Source organism: Chitinophaga sp. 22620, from assembly GCF_052044405.1.
Lineage (GTDB): Bacteria > Bacteroidota > Bacteroidia > Chitinophagales > Chitinophagaceae > Chitinophaga.
In genome coordinates this window covers 2266765-2281343 of record NZ_JBQEMV010000001.1, presented here as the reverse complement: position 1 = coordinate 2281343, position 14579 = coordinate 2266765, and the positions used below count along the sequence as shown (strand labels likewise).

Here is a 14579-nt window from a genome sequence, read left to right as displayed (position 1 = left end):
AGTTGTTACACTATCTCTCCGTCTTTCCACACAAAAGCGGGCTTCATTCTTCCCTGGTAATACAGGACGTCGCGGTAATCGCGGCAGGGGTAAGCCTGTAAGTCCGCGCCGCTACGGGTAATGCCCAGCGCTTTGTCCGCACGGGAAGTAAGCGCCGCGAACACTTCGGCGGTGGATAATTTTTCCGCCGCGCTCATCACTGCCGCCTGCATCAGCAGATCGCCCATGGGCGCGGAACCGGGGTTCCAGTCGCTGGCAATGGCCAGGCAGGCGCCCGCATCCAGCAGCCTGCGGGCGGGCGCATAATGCATACCCAGGCCCAGCGAGGCGCCCGGCAATACAACGGCTACGGTATCTGAAGCTGCCAGCCGCCGTATATCCTGCTCCGTAGAAGCTTCCAGATGATCCGCCGATAAAGCCCCCGCTTCCACCGCAACGCCCGAACCGCCGCTGCTGAACTGGTCCGCATGCACCGTAACCAGGAAACCTTTTGCCACGGCTTCTTTCAGGAACGACCGGGAAGCGGCTACGGAGAAGGCCGTTTCTTCAATAAAAATATCCACTCTTTCGCATAAATGCTCTTCCTGCACGGCAGGCAGCAGCTCGCGCAATATCCATTGCAGGTAAGCTTTTTCGTCGCCGTCAAAGTCACGGGGACGGATATGTGCGGCCAGGCAGGTACTTACCAGCGAAGCTTTTGTGTGCAGGCCGGCCTGGCGGATGGCGCGCAGCATGTTCAGCTCGGTGTCAAGGTTGAGGCCGTACCCGCTTTTTATTTCAATGGTGGTCACCCCGTCTTTGATGAGGCGGTTGGCCCGTGCCACGGTGTTTTCAATCAGCTCGGTAATGTCCGCCCCGCGGGTCCTGGTAACGGAATCCCAGATGCCGCCGCCTGCGCGCGCAATGTCCAGGTAAGATTTACCGGCGATGCGCATGGCGTAGTCGCGGCTCCTGTTGCCGGCAAAGCAGATGTGGGTATGGCAGTCCGTAAACCCGGGCAGCAGCACCAGCGGCTCGTCCATGAACTCGAGGTCTGCGCCGGGATGCTGCTTGCGCAGTTCGTTGAAATTGCCGTAAGCATGCAGCTTTCCGTCCTGCACCAATACGCCCGCATCTTCAACTACTTCCAGCATTTCATCCTGCAGGGGGCCTTTGAGCGGCAGGCCTGATAACGGTAACGCCTGTATGAATGGGCCTATGAGCTTCATATGCTTGTTATTTCAGGTTGACATTATAACCCCAGCCCGAACTGATCCCGTACTTCCAGGGCCTTTTCGTAACCGGCGTCCGCATGGCGGAAGATCCCCATCGCGGGATCGTTGTATAGCACGCGTTTCAGGCAGGCGGCCGCACGGTCTGTGCCGTCCGCCAGCACCACCATGCCCGCATGTTGCGAATATCCCATGCCCACGCCGCCGCCGTGGTGGAACGACACCCAGGTGGCGCCGCCGGCCGTGTTGCTCATGAGGTTGAGCAACGTCCAGTCGGAAACCGCGTCGGACCCGTCTTTCATAGCTTCCGTTTCCCGGTTGGGCGAGGCCACTGAGCCACAGTCCAGGTGATCGCGGCCGATCACGATGGGCGCTTTTACTTTGCCGCTGCGCACCAGTTCGTTGAAGATCAGCCCGGCCTTTTCTCTTTCGCCCATACCCAGCCAGCAGATGCGGGCGGGTAACCCCTGGAAGGCGACTCGCTCCTGCGCTTTCTGCAGCCAGTTGTGTAGCGGCTTGTTGTCAGGAAAAGCTTCCATCAGCGCACGGTCTGTTGTATAAATATCTTCAGGATCGCCGGAAAGGGCCACCCATCTGAACGGTCCTTTGCCTTCGCAGAACAGCGGGCGGATGTAGGCGGGCGTGAAGCCGGGGAAATCGAACGCATGGCTTTCCCCTCCTTCCTTTGCAAACTCGCGCAGGTTGTTGCCGTAGTCGAATGTAACGGAGCCGCGCTTTTGCAGTTCGAGCATGAATCTTACGTGGCGGGCCATGCTTTTGAGTGACAGTTCCTTGTATCGCGCAGGATCGTTTTTGCGGATCGCCGCGGCTTCGGCAAGACCGAGGCCGTTCGGCACATAACCATTAAGCGGGTCGTGCGCGGAGGTCTGGTCTGTAAGAATGTCCGGTATGATATTATCTGCCAGCAGCCTTTCCAGCATATCGCCCGCATCGCTCACCAGGCCCACCGAGATCGCTTCGCCTTTCGCCTGCGCGTCGTTGATCCACTGCACGGCTTCTTCGTAGGAATGTGTCATCCGGTCCAGGTACTTCGTATCTATGCGTTTCTGCAAACGTGAAGGATCCACATCCGCGCCGAGGAATGTTGCCCCGGCCATGGTGGCTGCCAGCGGCTGTGCGCCGCCCATCCCGCCGATGCCCGCGGTAACGAGCAGCTTGCCTTTCAGATCGCCGTTGAAATGCTGGCGGCCGCATTCCACAAAGGTTTCGTAGGTGCCCTGCAAAATACCCTGCGTGCCGATGTAGATCCAGCTGCCCGCGGTCATCTGCCCATACATCATCAATCCTTTGGCGCGCAGTTCGTTGAAATGTTCCCAGGTGGCCCATTTGGGCACCAGGTTGCTGTTCGCCAGCAGCACACGAGGGGCCTGCGGATGTGTGCGCACGATACCCACCGGCTTGCCTGACTGCACTAAAAGCGAATGTTCTTCATCCAGCGTGAGCAGGCTTTGAATGATCTGCTGTAGTGCCTCCCGGTTGCGCGCCGCCTGGCCGATGCCGCCGTATACCACCAGCTCGTCCGGGTTTTCGGCTACTTCGTGGTCCAGGTTGTTGAGCAGCATGCGCAGTGGCGCTTCTGTCTGCCAGCTGCGCGCATGCAGCTGTGTGCCGCGCGGGGCTTTATAATGCGGGTGGGCCGCATAGGTGTTAAGAAAGTCGGAATTGTTCTTCATACGAACCGTTTAAATTGATCTGGTGAGCCGCAGCGGCATCGTTGGCCGCGCGTACAAATGACTGGTCTGCAACGACCTTATGTAATACGTTGATATCGTTGGCGAAGATGCGGTCTTTCCGCGCAAAGCTTACCCTGCTGCGCACAAACTGCTGGCAGGCTTCCAGCACCGGTGCGGATTTCAGCGGTCTCCTGAAATCTATGGCCTGCGTGGCATACAGCAATTCGATGGCAAGGATGTATTCGAGATTGCCAATGATCTGCACCAGCTTGCGCCCGCTGATGGAACCCATGGACACGTGATCTTCCTGCCCCAGCGAAGTGGGCACGCTGTCTGCGCTGGCGGGGAAACACAACGTTTTGTTCTCCGTTACCAGCGCGGCGGTAGTGTATTGCGGGATCATAAAACCGGAGTTCAGGCCCGCATCTTCGATCAGTAATTTCGGCAGTCCAAACCGCCCTTCGATCATCATGTAACAGCGCCGGTCAGAAATATTGCCCAGTTCCGCAGCCGCTACTGCGGCGTAATCCAGGGGAATGGCGAGGGGCTGGCCGTGGAAGTTTCCGCCGCTGATGGTGTCTGTTTCGGAGAAGATAATAGGATTGTCCGTTACCGCGTTCAGCTCGATGGTAGTCAGGTCCAGCAGGTGCTTCCAGGCGGTGCGGGATGCGCCATGCACCTGCGGGATGCAGCGCAGGGAGTACGGGTCCTGAACGCGGCCGCAATCCGCATGCGAGGCCATGATCTCGGAACCTTTCAGCAATGTTTCCAGCCGCCGGGCTACGAGCTGGTTGCCAGCGTAAGGCCGTATGGCATGCAGCCGCGGGTCGAAGGGTTTGGCGGTGCCCATGAGCCCTTCCAGCGAAAGCGCGCCGATAATGTCCGCCGCTTCCAGTGCATTGTGCAGCTTGGCCACGGCCGTAACGGCAAAGGACAAAATGAACTGTGTGCCGTTGATCAGCGCGAGCCCTTCCTTCGGGCCCAGCACCACCGGCTGCTTTTGTTCCAGCTGCAACACTTCTGCCATGGGCAATACGCGGCCTTTGTAATACACGTCTCCCAGGCCGATAAGCGGCAGGAAGAGATGCGACAGCGGGGCAAGGTCGCCCGAAGCGCCTACGCTTCCCTTCTCCGGCACCAGCGGCGTAATACGCTCGTCGATATGCCAGATGATACGCTCCATTGTAACGGGGTTCACGCCGGAATAACCCTGCGCGAGCGCCTGCACCTTGGTAATAAGCATCAGCCGCGCCACTTCTTCGGGGATGGGCGCGCCCACGCCTACGCTATGGCTTTGAAGGATATTGTATTGCAGCGCGCGCGTGTCTTGTTCGGATATCTTCGTGTCGCACAAAGGCCCGAAGCCCGTGTTGATACCATACACCGTTCTGTGCTCCTGCACAATGGCCTGCACGTACGCATGGCTGGTGTTGATGCGCTGCATCACGGCGGGGGAAATGACCCCGCGGATGCGCCCTGCTGCTATATCCAGGGCGGTGGCTACCGTCAGGCGGTCTTCGCCGTATTTGAATACCTGGCTCATGAATGGATTGTTTTGGTGTGGACGGGCATGGCGCGCATGATGCGCCCGGCCAGCGGATCGTTTTCCACCGCCCGTTCCAGCGCGCCTATTGCTTCCAGTATTTTACTGCTTTGTTTGTTTTCCGATACGAGCTCTTCCATGGCCGCTTCTATCCCTTTCCATACGGGCAGCACTTCCTGCAACAGCTCGGCGCCTTTTTTGGTGAGCACTACCCACTGGCGGCGGCCGTCTTCTTCACAACGGCTGGTCTTTACCAGCCCTTTCTTTTTGAGATTGGTGATCAGCTGGCTGACGGCGGAGTGGGATACTTCCAGCTCGTTGGAAATATCCATGAGGGTGAGCTGGCTTTTGCTTTGCAACAGGTAGAACAGCGGGAACCAGCTGGCGTCGAAGGCGATGCCGGCCTGTGCGTATACCTTGTTGACCTCTGCGAGGAAGTATTCGCTCAGGCGCCTGAGCCGGCTGCCGAATATCAGGTAACCGAGTTTTGGATAGAAGCTCATGTAAATTATATAAGTGCTTATATAATTTACAATATTAAGAAATCCGGCACATACCGCCCGGATTTTTCAGGGTTTATTTTTTCTTAACATCGAACCAAACGTCGGATTTGTCTTCCACGTCTCCATTGTAATTGATGGAGAGCTCCTCGCCCTTTTTGATATCGCGGCGGGTTTTGATGGCCATGGTTTCGGCGTCAAAATCCATTTCATACTCGCAATTCGGCTCGTAGGCGTGGTTGTAGATGGAGCAGAAGCCAAGAGCAATACAGGAGCGGGTTTCCCTTACACCCCACAGGAAGATATAGTTGTGAAGCTTTGTTTTGTCCACGATGCCGGTATCCGAATTGGATAATACGAGCACGGGGGAAACTTCGATGACGGTGCCAGCAGGGATGGGTTCGTTGGTGAAAACACCACGGCCTTTTTCTTTGGTCTTCTGAATGTACAAGTACGGCTTGATCATAAAACTCACTAAATAATAAAGAAGGCGTAAAATAACACTAATACTGCCAGTTATCAAAATAACGATGAATGATATTATTTTTGCAGGTATGATCAACTATAACCCGCGCGACTGGTTCACCTTTATTTTTCGCATCCATAAGGCAGATACGGTAAAGAAGCTGTTCCCGATGTTCATTGCCATTGCCCTCTACTCTACTGCCATTGCCTGGCTGGAACTGGAAGTATTCAAACTCTCCGAAAAGGACCACATCAAAAATATCACCAGTATGCATGGGCTGCTGGGCTTCGTGATCTCGCTGCTGCTGGTGTTCCGCACCAATACGGCTTACGACCGCTGGTGGGAAGGCCGCAGGCAATGGGGCCTGCTGGTGAACAACAGCCGTAACCTGGCCATTAAGATCCAGGCGATGTTGCCCGCCGGCCACCCCGCCGTGGCTTTTTTCCGCAACATGATCCCCAACTATGCCTATGCCATGAAAGACCATCTGCGGGGAGAACATCATCCCGGCAAAATGGAAGGCCTGGGCGAGGAAGACAAAAAAAAGCTGGCCACGGGCATTCACATACCGAACTATATTGCCACCCTGATACTTAAGAAAGCCAATGAACTGTACCGGCAGCAGGTGATCTCCGGCGAACAGCTGATCGTTATCAACGCACAGCTGGAATCGTTCACAGACATCTGCGGTGCCTGCGAGCGGATCAAGAATACGCCTATTCCTTTCTCTTACAGCGTGTTCCTGAAGAAGTTCATCTTTTTTTATGTGATGACGCTGCCCATGGGATATGTGTTCGGCCTGGGTTACCTCGTGGTGCCCATGGTGGTGTTCATCTTCTACGTGCTGGCCAGTCTTGAGCTGATCGCCGAAGAAATTGAAGACCCGTTCGGCAAGGACGCCAACGACCTGCCCACTGAAACTATCAGCGCCAATATCCGCAAGCACGTACAGGAGATATTGTAATTGCCTATTTTCGCCCAAGAGTCAGGAGATTATGGAAAACACCGCATTACTGGAAAGGTTTGAACAATTGATGAAGGAGCAGGACCACCGGGAGCTGAAAGCTTTCCTGGACGACCAGCTCATTACAGACATTGCGGAGCTCATCTATGAACTGCCCGACGACGCGGTGGAGATCATCAATCATCTCACCCTCAGCCGCGCGGCCGCCGCTTTCAGGATATTGGAATTCCCCACCCAGGAAGACATCATCCGCGCCCTGCCCGCTCATAAAATAGCCGAGCTGCTCAACGAGCTGCCGCCTGACGACCGTACCTCCTTCCTCCAGGAACTGCCCAGCCAGGCCGTGCAGGAGCTCATCAAACTGCTGGACCCCGAAGAAAGGAAAGTGACCCTCTCCCTCCTGGGCTACAAGGAGAACAGCGTAGGCCGCATCATGACGCCGGACTACATTGCCGCCAAAGGCCACTGGACCGTATCGCAGGTACTGAGCCATATCCGGATGTACGGCCGTGATTCAGAAACCATCGACGTGATCTATATCATCGACGATGAAGGCAAGCTGCTGGACGACTTCCGGATCCGCGAATTCCTGCTCGTGCAGCCCGACACCGTGGTGCAAACGCTCATGGACGACCGTTTTGTGGCGCTGCAGGTGAACGACGACCAGGAAGAGGCCATCCAGGTGTTCAGGCTCGAAAATCGTGTGGCCCTGCCCGTAACGGACGATAACGGCGTGATGCTCGGCATTGTGACGATAGATGACATCCTCTGGATCGCCAATGAAGAACATACAGAAGACATACAGAAGATCGGCGGTACCGAAGCGCTGGACGAACCTTACCTGGACATGCCCCTGATGCGCCTCATCAAAAAGCGCGTGGGCTGGCTGGTGATATTGTTTATCGGGGAAATGCTGACTGCCTCCGTGATGACCTATTTCGAGGACGAGATCGCCAAAGCCGTGGTGCTGGCCCTGTTCATCCCGCTTATTATTTCCAGCGGGGGCAATAGCGGCTCACAGGCTTCCACGCTCATTATACAGGCCATGGCCCTCGGGGAGCTTACCATCAGCGACTGGTGGCGGGTGATGCGGCGTGAGCTGCTATCTGGCATTATGCTGGGCAGCGTGCTGGGGCTGATCGGTTTTATCCGCATCCTGGTCTGGAATTCTTTCTTTCATACTTATGGCGACCATACCATCCTGATCGGGCTTACGCTCGGGGTTTCCCTGATCGGTGTAGTGCTGTGGGGCACGCTTTCGGGCTCCATGCTGCCTTTGATACTGAAACGCGCAGGCGCCGACCCGGCCAGCTCTTCCGCGCCCTTTGTGGCCACGCTGGTGGACGTTACGGGGTTGCTGATCTATTTCACCGTGGCGTATGTTTTCCTGAAAGGGATCTTATTATAGCGGTTAACCCGGATCGTTCACTGCAAAACGATTCCTTTCAATACCGTTTCTCTGCCAGTTCCGCCTTTTGCACCCCTTTACGGATAATGAAGAGGTTACCGTAATCCTTATCGGCAATAGAATCCATCTTTGGTTTTGTATTGAAACTTTTAAGCAGCGGGATGAGCGTGTTGCTGTGGCCGATCACGAGGATGCGCTTGCCCCAGTCGCCGCGGCGGCTGATCTCGTACAACAGCGATTCTCCCGTGGAGTCGGGCTGGTAAAAGGCAGTGTCTACCCCGCCCAGGATGCGCAGCGAATCGCCCGTTTGCACCGTGCGTTTGAACGGTGTGGAGTAAATCCGGCTGATGGACGAATCTTTCAGCAAACGGTACAGCCTCCCCGCCCGCAGCCTTCCCTCTTCCGTGAGCGTGGAATCGCGGCCTGGATTTTTTTCCGCATGCCGCACCAGGAAAAAAGTGCCCGTCAGGAAAGTGCTGTCTTCCGCCACCGGTGTAACAACCCGCTCCGGCTTTTTAGACTGGCCGCATGCAGCCATTACGCCCGCCAGTATCATACCGGCCATCATAATACGCATCATCGTGCTGGTGTTTGTTATTATCTTGTGGCAACAAATTATAAAAAAATATTCACTACCGGCCACTGAAACAGCGAGGTTCTATCCGGCCCGTAAAAAATAACAAGAACGGATGAAACGAATTTTACTCCAGGTCGCGGTCCTCCTCCTTTCCGCCGCCTCCTATGCCCAAACGCTGACCGTTGAAAAGATCATGCGCGACCCAAAATGGATCGGCACTTCGCCGGATAATCTCTTTTGGGCCGCAGACGGCAAAACGGTATACTTTTCCTGGAACCCTGAAAAAGCCGCAGCGGATTCGCTCTACAGTATCAGCCTCACAGACCGGCAGCCCCGTAAAACCTTGCCCGCGGAACGCCAGCACATCCAGGTGATGGCCAATGCCAGCTATAACATTCCCCGCACGCAAATGGTGTATACCTGGCAGGGCGACGTGCTCCTGCGCGACATTGCTTCCGGGAAGGAAACGCGCATCACCCGCACGGCGGAGCTGGAAAGCGGCGCGGAATTCGGGTTTCACGACAGCCGCATCCTCTTCCGCCGCAACCGCAATATTTTCAGCTGGGAAATACAGACCGGCCTGACAGAACAGCTCACCGATTTCGTGGCCGGCGCCAAACCCGCCGAACGTTCCGAGCGCCTGAACGCACAGGATCAATTCCTGAAAGACCAGCAACAGGAACTGTTCCAGGCCATCAAAGATAAAAAGGCAAAGTCCGACGCGGCGACCGCTTTCAACAAAAGCCTGCCCAAAAGTGAGCAGTTGCGCAGCCTTTACCTGGACGACCGTTCCCTCAGCGACGCCCGCGTCAGTCCCGACGGGCGCTTCGTCGTATACCGCGTATTCCGCGAAAGCGGCGCCGGCAAAGGCGCCATGGTACCCAATTTCGTAACAGAAAGCGGTTTCACCGGCGAGCTGCGCACCAATGCCAAAGTAGGCACACCCCAGCCCTCGTTCGAGTCTTTCGTATTCGACCGCCTGAAAGATACCGTGATCGCCGTGAAAACCTCCGTGATCCCCGGCATCAGCGACAAGCCCGGTTACCTGAAGGATTATCCCGGCAAAGACACCGCGAAAAGGGCTCCGCGCGGCGTGATCATCAACGGGCCTTACTGGTCTGAAAAAGGCACGCATGGTATCGTCAACATCCGTTCGCAGGACAACAAAGACCGCTGGATCATGCTGCTGGACGCGGCTACCGGCACACTGAAACCCATCGACCGGCAGCGCGACGAAGCCTGGGTGGGCGGGCCCGGCATCAGCTGGGGAAGCACCGGGTGGATAGACGAGAACACCTGCTGGTTCCAGAGCGAAGCCACCGGCTATTCGCATCTCTATACCTTCAATGTCGCCACCGGCCAGAAGAAAGCGCTCACGCAGGGTAACTACGAAGTACAGGAAGCAGAGCTGTCCGTCAACAAACAATACTTTTACATCACCACCAACGAAGCGCATCCCGGTGAAAAACAGTTCTACCGCCTGCCGGTGAGCGGGGGCAAGGCAGAGCGCATCACTTCCTTGACCGGCGCGCATACCGTGAGCATTTCGCCCGATGAAAAATGGATCGCATACCGTTACTCTGCTTCCAACAAGCCCTGGGAAATGTATCTCCAGGAAAACAAAGCCGGCGCAAAACCCGTCCAGGTCACCAACCTGGCCATGACGGACGAGTTCAAAGCATATCCCTGGCGCGAGGCGAACGTGGTGACCTTTAAAGCCCGCGACAACCAGGTTGTTCATGCCCGCCTCTACACTCCCGACGCCACCAAACGCAATGGCGCGGCAGTGATCTTCGTGCATGGCGCGGGTTACCTGCAGAACGCCCACAAATGGTGGAGCCAGTATTACCGCGAATACATGTTCCACAACCTGCTTACAGACCTGGGTTATACCGTGCTGGACATAGACTACCGCGGCAGCGCCGGTTACGGCAGGGATTGGCGCACCGGCATTTACCGGCACATGGGCGGCAAAGACCTTACCGACCAGGTGGACGGCGCGCGTTACCTCGCGCAGCAGCATGGCGTGGATCCCAAACGCATCGGCATTTACGGCGGCAGCTACGGCGGTTTCATTACGCTCATGGCCCTGTTCACCACGCCAGACGATTTCGCGGCGGGAGCGGCCCTGCGGTCCGTTACAGACTGGGCGCATTACAATCACGGGTATACCTCCAACATCCTCAACGAACCATATACAGACAGCATCGCGTTCCGCCGTTCCTCCCCCATCTACTTCGCCGAAGGCCTCAAAGGCCACCTGCTGATGTGCCATGGCATGGTGGATACCAACGTTCATTTCCAGGACATTGTGCGCCTTTCGCAGCGGCTGATAGAGCTGGGGAAAAACAACTGGGAACTGGCCGTTTATCCCGTCGAAGACCATGCGTTTACCGAGCCCGCCAGCTGGACCGACGAATACAAACGCATCCTCCGCCTCTTCAACGGGGTGCTTTTACAGAAATAAACCGGGCCCCTGCCCCTCAAAATACCAGTATTGCAGTGCCTTTCCGGGCACTGCAATCTTTTTTTCAGTATATTTGAAAGCATCATCATCCCCAGGGTCCTATCATGAAATACTTGCAAAGAAGCGTACTGGTGTGCCTGCTCCTGGCCATGTGCAGTGCCGGGTTTGCGCAAAACGGCCAAAAATACCAGGGCCTCCTCTGGGAAATAACCGGCAATAACCTGCCGAAGCCTTCTTACCTTTTCGGCACCATGCATGTGAGCAACAAGCTTGCTTTCCACCTCAGCGATTCCTTTTACCACTGCATCCGCAATGCGGACGTGGTGTCGCTCGAAACGGACCCGCAGCAATTGCAGGAAGATTTTTCAAAAAGCAAGATGCTCATGCTCAGCAGCAGCTACATGACCGCGCTGAGCCGCCGCTCGCTGATGCCCAAAGACGCATTCACCATCAGCCCGTACGGCGACCTCGTGCGCAACGGCCTCACTTACCGGCCTGAAATGATCAACCACCTGCTGTACCGCTCCTTCAGCTCGCAGGAAGATTTCGAAGAAGATACTTTCCTGGACATGTACATTTACCAGGTAGGCAGCAAGCTCGGCAAAAGGGCCACCGGCGTGGAAAGTTTTGAAGAATCGGAACGGCTGATGCTGGAGGCCTACCGCGATGCGGCCAAAGAAGCGAAAACCAGGAAGAACAATACTTCCTCCTACGATATTAACCCCGCTGAAACGCGCAACCTCCTAAACGACGCCTACCGCCGCGGCGACCTGGACCTGCTGGACTCCCTCTCCAACAAGCGGAACAGCTCTCCCGCTTTCCTGGAAAAATTCCTGTACAAGCGCAACGAGAACATGTTCAAAGTGATCGATTCCATTATCCGGAAATCGAGCCTGTTCGCCGGCGTGGGCGCTGCGCACCTGCCGGGGGAAAGAGGATTGATATACATGCTTCGCAAAGCGGGTTACACCGTGAGGCCCATCAGCATTGCGAACCGGGACAGCGAGCAGAAGGACCAGCTGGAGAAGATCAAAGCGCCCGTCGTATTCCGGCCTTATGCTTCAGACGATGGCTGGATACGCGCCGAACTGCCCGGCAAGCTTTACAACTTCAGCAATCTCACCATGCTGCAGCAGCTGCAATATGCGGACCTTGCGAACGGGGCGTATTACCTGGTGAGCCGCATCAAGACCAATGCGCTCAGCCTGGGGCAGTCTGAACAGGACGTGCTGCAAAAGATAGACAGCCTGCTGTACGAGAACATCCCCGGCAAGATCATTTCACGGCAGCAGATCAAAAACAGCGGCTACACCGGTTTTGATATCCGCAACCGCACCCGCCGCGGGGACCTTCAGCGTTACAATATCTTCGCCACACCTTTCGAGATATTTATTTTCAAGATCAGCGGCAACGGGGAATATGCGGCAGGCGAAGAGGCTGACCGCTTCTTTGCATCCATCCGTCTCAAACCTATGCCTACGCCCGAATGGACCGTTTACCGGCCTTCAGAAGGCAGCTTTTCCGTGAAGCTTCCCCATCAGCCTGTTCATTCCAACAACGTAGCACTCCGCTCCATGAGCAAACGGCAGGAATACGAAGCGCTCGATAAAAAAACAGGCAACAGCTTCCTCATCATCCGTAAGAACATACAGGATTACAGCATCCTCGAAGAAGACACCGTGGAACTGAGCTTCGCAGAAGAAAGCTTCCAGCAATCGCAGTTCATCAAACAGCAGAAAAGCCGGAAACTGTTCACCTGGCTGGGCCACCCCTGCCTGGAGGTCGTGAACCAGAATACGGACAACAGCTTCACGCAAACCCGCTTCCTGCTGCAGGGCGCGAATTATTACGTGCTGTCTGCCCGCTACCAGCAAGACAAAAAGGCCGCACAGGAATTCTTTAACACCTTCACCCTGCACAACCCGCAGTACAAAAACTTCAGCACACACAAAGACACTGCTTTGTATTTCTCCGTACAAACCGCCGTGAAAGGGGAAGACAGGGACATTGCCGAAGACCTCGCGGGAAATGCCAACGGGGACGATGAAGAAGAATATACAGATTACCTCTACAGCACCAAAGAACAGAAATTCCAGTCGGACAGCACAGGCGAAGCCATCCTCGTCAGCTTCCAGAAGATACACCGGTATTACAGCGTGAAAGACAGCGCGGAATACTGGAAAGACAAAGAGAAGAGCCTTTCCAACAACGGCGACCTGCTGGTGTACGCGAAAAAATATGAAAAGCTGCCGGGCTGGGAAAGCTGCCTTTACCAGATGCGCGATACCAACAGCACGAAAAATTTCATGTACAAGGTGTTCGTGCGCAAAGGCGCCGTTTACACCCTGTCGTCCATCACAGACAATATCAGCGGGCCTTCGGCCTTCGTCACCACTTTTTACGACACTTTTACGCCGGAAGACACGCTGGCCGGCACTTCCATCTACCGCAGCAAAACGCCGCTGCTGCTGGAGGATTTTTACAGCAAAGACAGCATTTTCCGCAAGCAGGCCCGCCACTCTGTCGTGAATGTGAATTACCGGGATGAGGACGCGCCCGCGCTGATCAGGATGATCAAGGGCTGGAGCGCTTCCGAAAAGAATTATTTTGAAGTAAAGAACGACCTGATAGAGCAGCTCGGCACCATCAAACACCCGGACATACTGCCGTTCCTGCGCCAGGCTTACCAGGCGGCGAACGATACCTCTTCCCTGCAATTCAGCATACTCACCGCTTTGCTGCACCAGCAAACCCGCGACGCGCATGATGTGTTCAGGGAACTGGTGCTGAAGGAAATACCCGTTTTCGGCGAAATGAACCAGCCCTCAGGCCTGTTCACCCCGCTCTACGATTCCCTCCGGCTCAGCGCCGCCCTGTTTCCGGACCTGCTGCAATTCACCGCCCTTACGGATTACAAGAGCCAGGTGTATACCCTGCTCTCCGAATTAACGGACAGCGGTTACATCAGCCCCGATGTATACAAAGAGCAGATCAACCAGATCGCCTTCGACGCACGCGTGCACCTGCAAAAACAATTGTCGCGCGAGCAGGAGGCCAGCGGCAACGACGTGGAAACCGAACTGTCCATAGAAGCAGCCAATTATGAAAATTACCCGCTGCACAATTTCGCGGTGATGCTGCTGCCCTACCGGAACACCAACAAGAATGCGGAACGTTTCTTTGCCCGCTACGAAACCATGAAAAGCAGCAGCCAGCAGATATTGCGCGCGCAGCTGTACCTGCGCAACAAGCTGCCTGTGGCAGACAGCCTGCTGGAAGACATTGCCGGCCGGGAAAAATACCGCGTCAAACTTTGGGAAGCCCTGGAAAAGATCGGCATGACGGACAAATTCCCCGCGAAATACGCCAGGCAGGAATCCATTGCCCGCAGCGTGCTGTATAATACAGAAAGTTATGACACCATGATAGACACCCTTGTGCTGCTGGCCAAACACCAGGCCACGCACCGCTTCCGCAAGGGTACCGTTTACCTTTACAAATACCGCAAAAAAGACAACGACCGCTGGCTGCTGGCCGTGAGCGGTATGCAGCCTGATAACGGGAAAGACCTGAGCGCCGAAGACGCGCTCACACAGCTCACAGAGCTGCCTTTCCTGGCTGACAAGCCCTGGCAGGAGCAGTTCGCCAAAGCGGTGAGGCATGTAAAATACGGCAACCGGTACGGCTGGGGGCCTGGAAACCAGTCGTATGATATGGATTAAGGAAAGAGGCTGCCGGCGCAGCCTCTT

The 14579-nt window shown here is 55.7% G+C and carries 10 protein-coding genes; 4 read left to right on the top strand and 6 right to left on the bottom strand.

Annotated elements, in window-relative coordinates; translation table 11 throughout:
- Positions 1–5: 5 nt before the first annotated feature.
- The 5 genes from hutI to ACTJIK_RS09350 form a co-directional block, all read right to left on the bottom strand.
- Positions 6–1208 (bottom strand): imidazolonepropionase, encoded by a 1203-nt coding sequence (gene hutI, locus ACTJIK_RS09370; RefSeq protein WP_440646101.1) that lies wholly within the window; start codon positions 1206–1208, stop codon positions 6–8.
- A 23-nt stretch (positions 1209–1231) separates the two neighbouring features.
- Complete coding sequence (hutU, locus tag ACTJIK_RS09365) at positions 1232–2905, bottom strand: urocanate hydratase (RefSeq protein ID WP_440646100.1); 1674 nt, start codon at positions 2903–2905, stop codon at positions 1232–1234.
- Positions 2880–4448 (bottom strand): histidine ammonia-lyase, encoded by a 1569-nt coding sequence (gene hutH / locus ACTJIK_RS09360; RefSeq protein ID WP_440646099.1) that lies wholly within the window; start codon positions 4446–4448, stop codon positions 2880–2882. Before hutH ends, hutU begins: the two co-directional genes overlap by 26 nt.
- Positions 4445–4951 carry a MarR family winged helix-turn-helix transcriptional regulator gene (locus ACTJIK_RS09355; RefSeq protein WP_440646098.1) on the bottom strand — a complete coding sequence of 169 codons (507 nt, stop codon included), beginning with the start codon at positions 4949–4951 and terminating at the stop codon, positions 4445–4447. The genes hutH and ACTJIK_RS09355 overlap by 4 nt, the downstream gene beginning before the upstream one ends.
- Positions 4952–5024: 73 nt before the next feature.
- Positions 5025–5414: an SET domain-containing protein gene (locus tag ACTJIK_RS09350; RefSeq protein WP_440646097.1), complete on the bottom strand. Its 390-nt coding sequence runs from the start codon at positions 5412–5414 to the stop codon at positions 5025–5027.
- Positions 5415–5478: 64 nt separating this feature from the next.
- Here ACTJIK_RS09350 and ACTJIK_RS09345 point away from each other — a divergent pair, with 64 nt between their 5' ends.
- On the top strand, positions 5479–6378 hold the full coding sequence (locus tag ACTJIK_RS09345; protein WP_440646096.1) for a bestrophin family protein: 900 nt from the start codon (positions 5479–5481) through the stop codon (positions 6376–6378).
- 31 nt (positions 6379–6409) lie between these two features.
- On the top strand, positions 6410–7786 hold the full coding sequence (mgtE, locus tag ACTJIK_RS09340) for a magnesium transporter (protein WP_440646095.1): 1377 nt from the start codon (positions 6410–6412) through the stop codon (positions 7784–7786).
- Positions 7787–7823: 37 nt separating this feature from the next.
- Here mgtE and ACTJIK_RS09335 read toward each other — a convergent pair whose 3' ends face one another.
- Entirely contained in the window at positions 7824–8366 is a 543-nt protein-coding gene (locus ACTJIK_RS09335; RefSeq protein ID WP_440646094.1) for a histidine phosphatase family protein, read from the bottom strand.
- A 109-nt stretch (positions 8367–8475) separates the two neighbouring features.
- On the opposite strand from ACTJIK_RS09335, the gene ACTJIK_RS09330 reads away from it, so the two are divergent.
- Positions 8476–10830, top strand: a complete 2355-nt coding sequence (locus tag ACTJIK_RS09330) for a prolyl oligopeptidase family serine peptidase (RefSeq protein WP_440646093.1) — start codon at positions 8476–8478, stop codon at positions 10828–10830.
- Positions 10831–10934: 104 nt separating this feature from the next.
- A complete protein-coding gene (locus ACTJIK_RS09325) occupies positions 10935–14552 on the top strand; it encodes a TraB/GumN family protein (RefSeq protein ID WP_440646092.1) in 3618 nt (1205 codons plus the stop codon).
- The last annotated feature ends 27 nt before the right edge of the window (positions 14553–14579 follow it).

Bases quoted from the DNA above. Each gene is read 5' to 3' on its own strand.
- mgtE (WP_440646095.1), top strand. From the start codon at position 6,410: ATGGAAAACACCGCATTACTGGAAAGGTTTGAACAATTGATGAAGGAG.
- hutI (WP_440646101.1), bottom strand. From the start codon at position 1,208: ATGAAGCTCATAGGCCCATTCATACAGGCGTTACCGTTATCAGGCCTG.
- hutH (WP_440646099.1), bottom strand. From the start codon at position 4,448: ATGAGCCAGGTATTCAAATACGGCGAAGACCGCCTGACGGTAGCCACC.
- ACTJIK_RS09325 (WP_440646092.1), top strand. From the start codon at position 10,935: ATGAAATACTTGCAAAGAAGCGTACTGGTGTGCCTGCTCCTGGCCATG.
- ACTJIK_RS09330 (WP_440646093.1), top strand. From the start codon at position 8,476: ATGAAACGAATTTTACTCCAGGTCGCGGTCCTCCTCCTTTCCGCCGCC.
- ACTJIK_RS09345 (WP_440646096.1), top strand. From the start codon at position 5,479: ATGAATGATATTATTTTTGCAGGTATGATCAACTATAACCCGCGCGAC.
- ACTJIK_RS09350 (WP_440646097.1), bottom strand. From the start codon at position 5,414: ATGATCAAGCCGTACTTGTACATTCAGAAGACCAAAGAAAAAGGCCGT.
- hutU (WP_440646100.1), bottom strand. From the start codon at position 2,905: ATGAAGAACAATTCCGACTTTCTTAACACCTATGCGGCCCACCCGCAT.
- ACTJIK_RS09335 (WP_440646094.1), bottom strand. From the start codon at position 8,366: ATGATGCGTATTATGATGGCCGGTATGATACTGGCGGGCGTAATGGCT.
- ACTJIK_RS09355 (WP_440646098.1), bottom strand. From the start codon at position 4,951: ATGAGCTTCTATCCAAAACTCGGTTACCTGATATTCGGCAGCCGGCTC.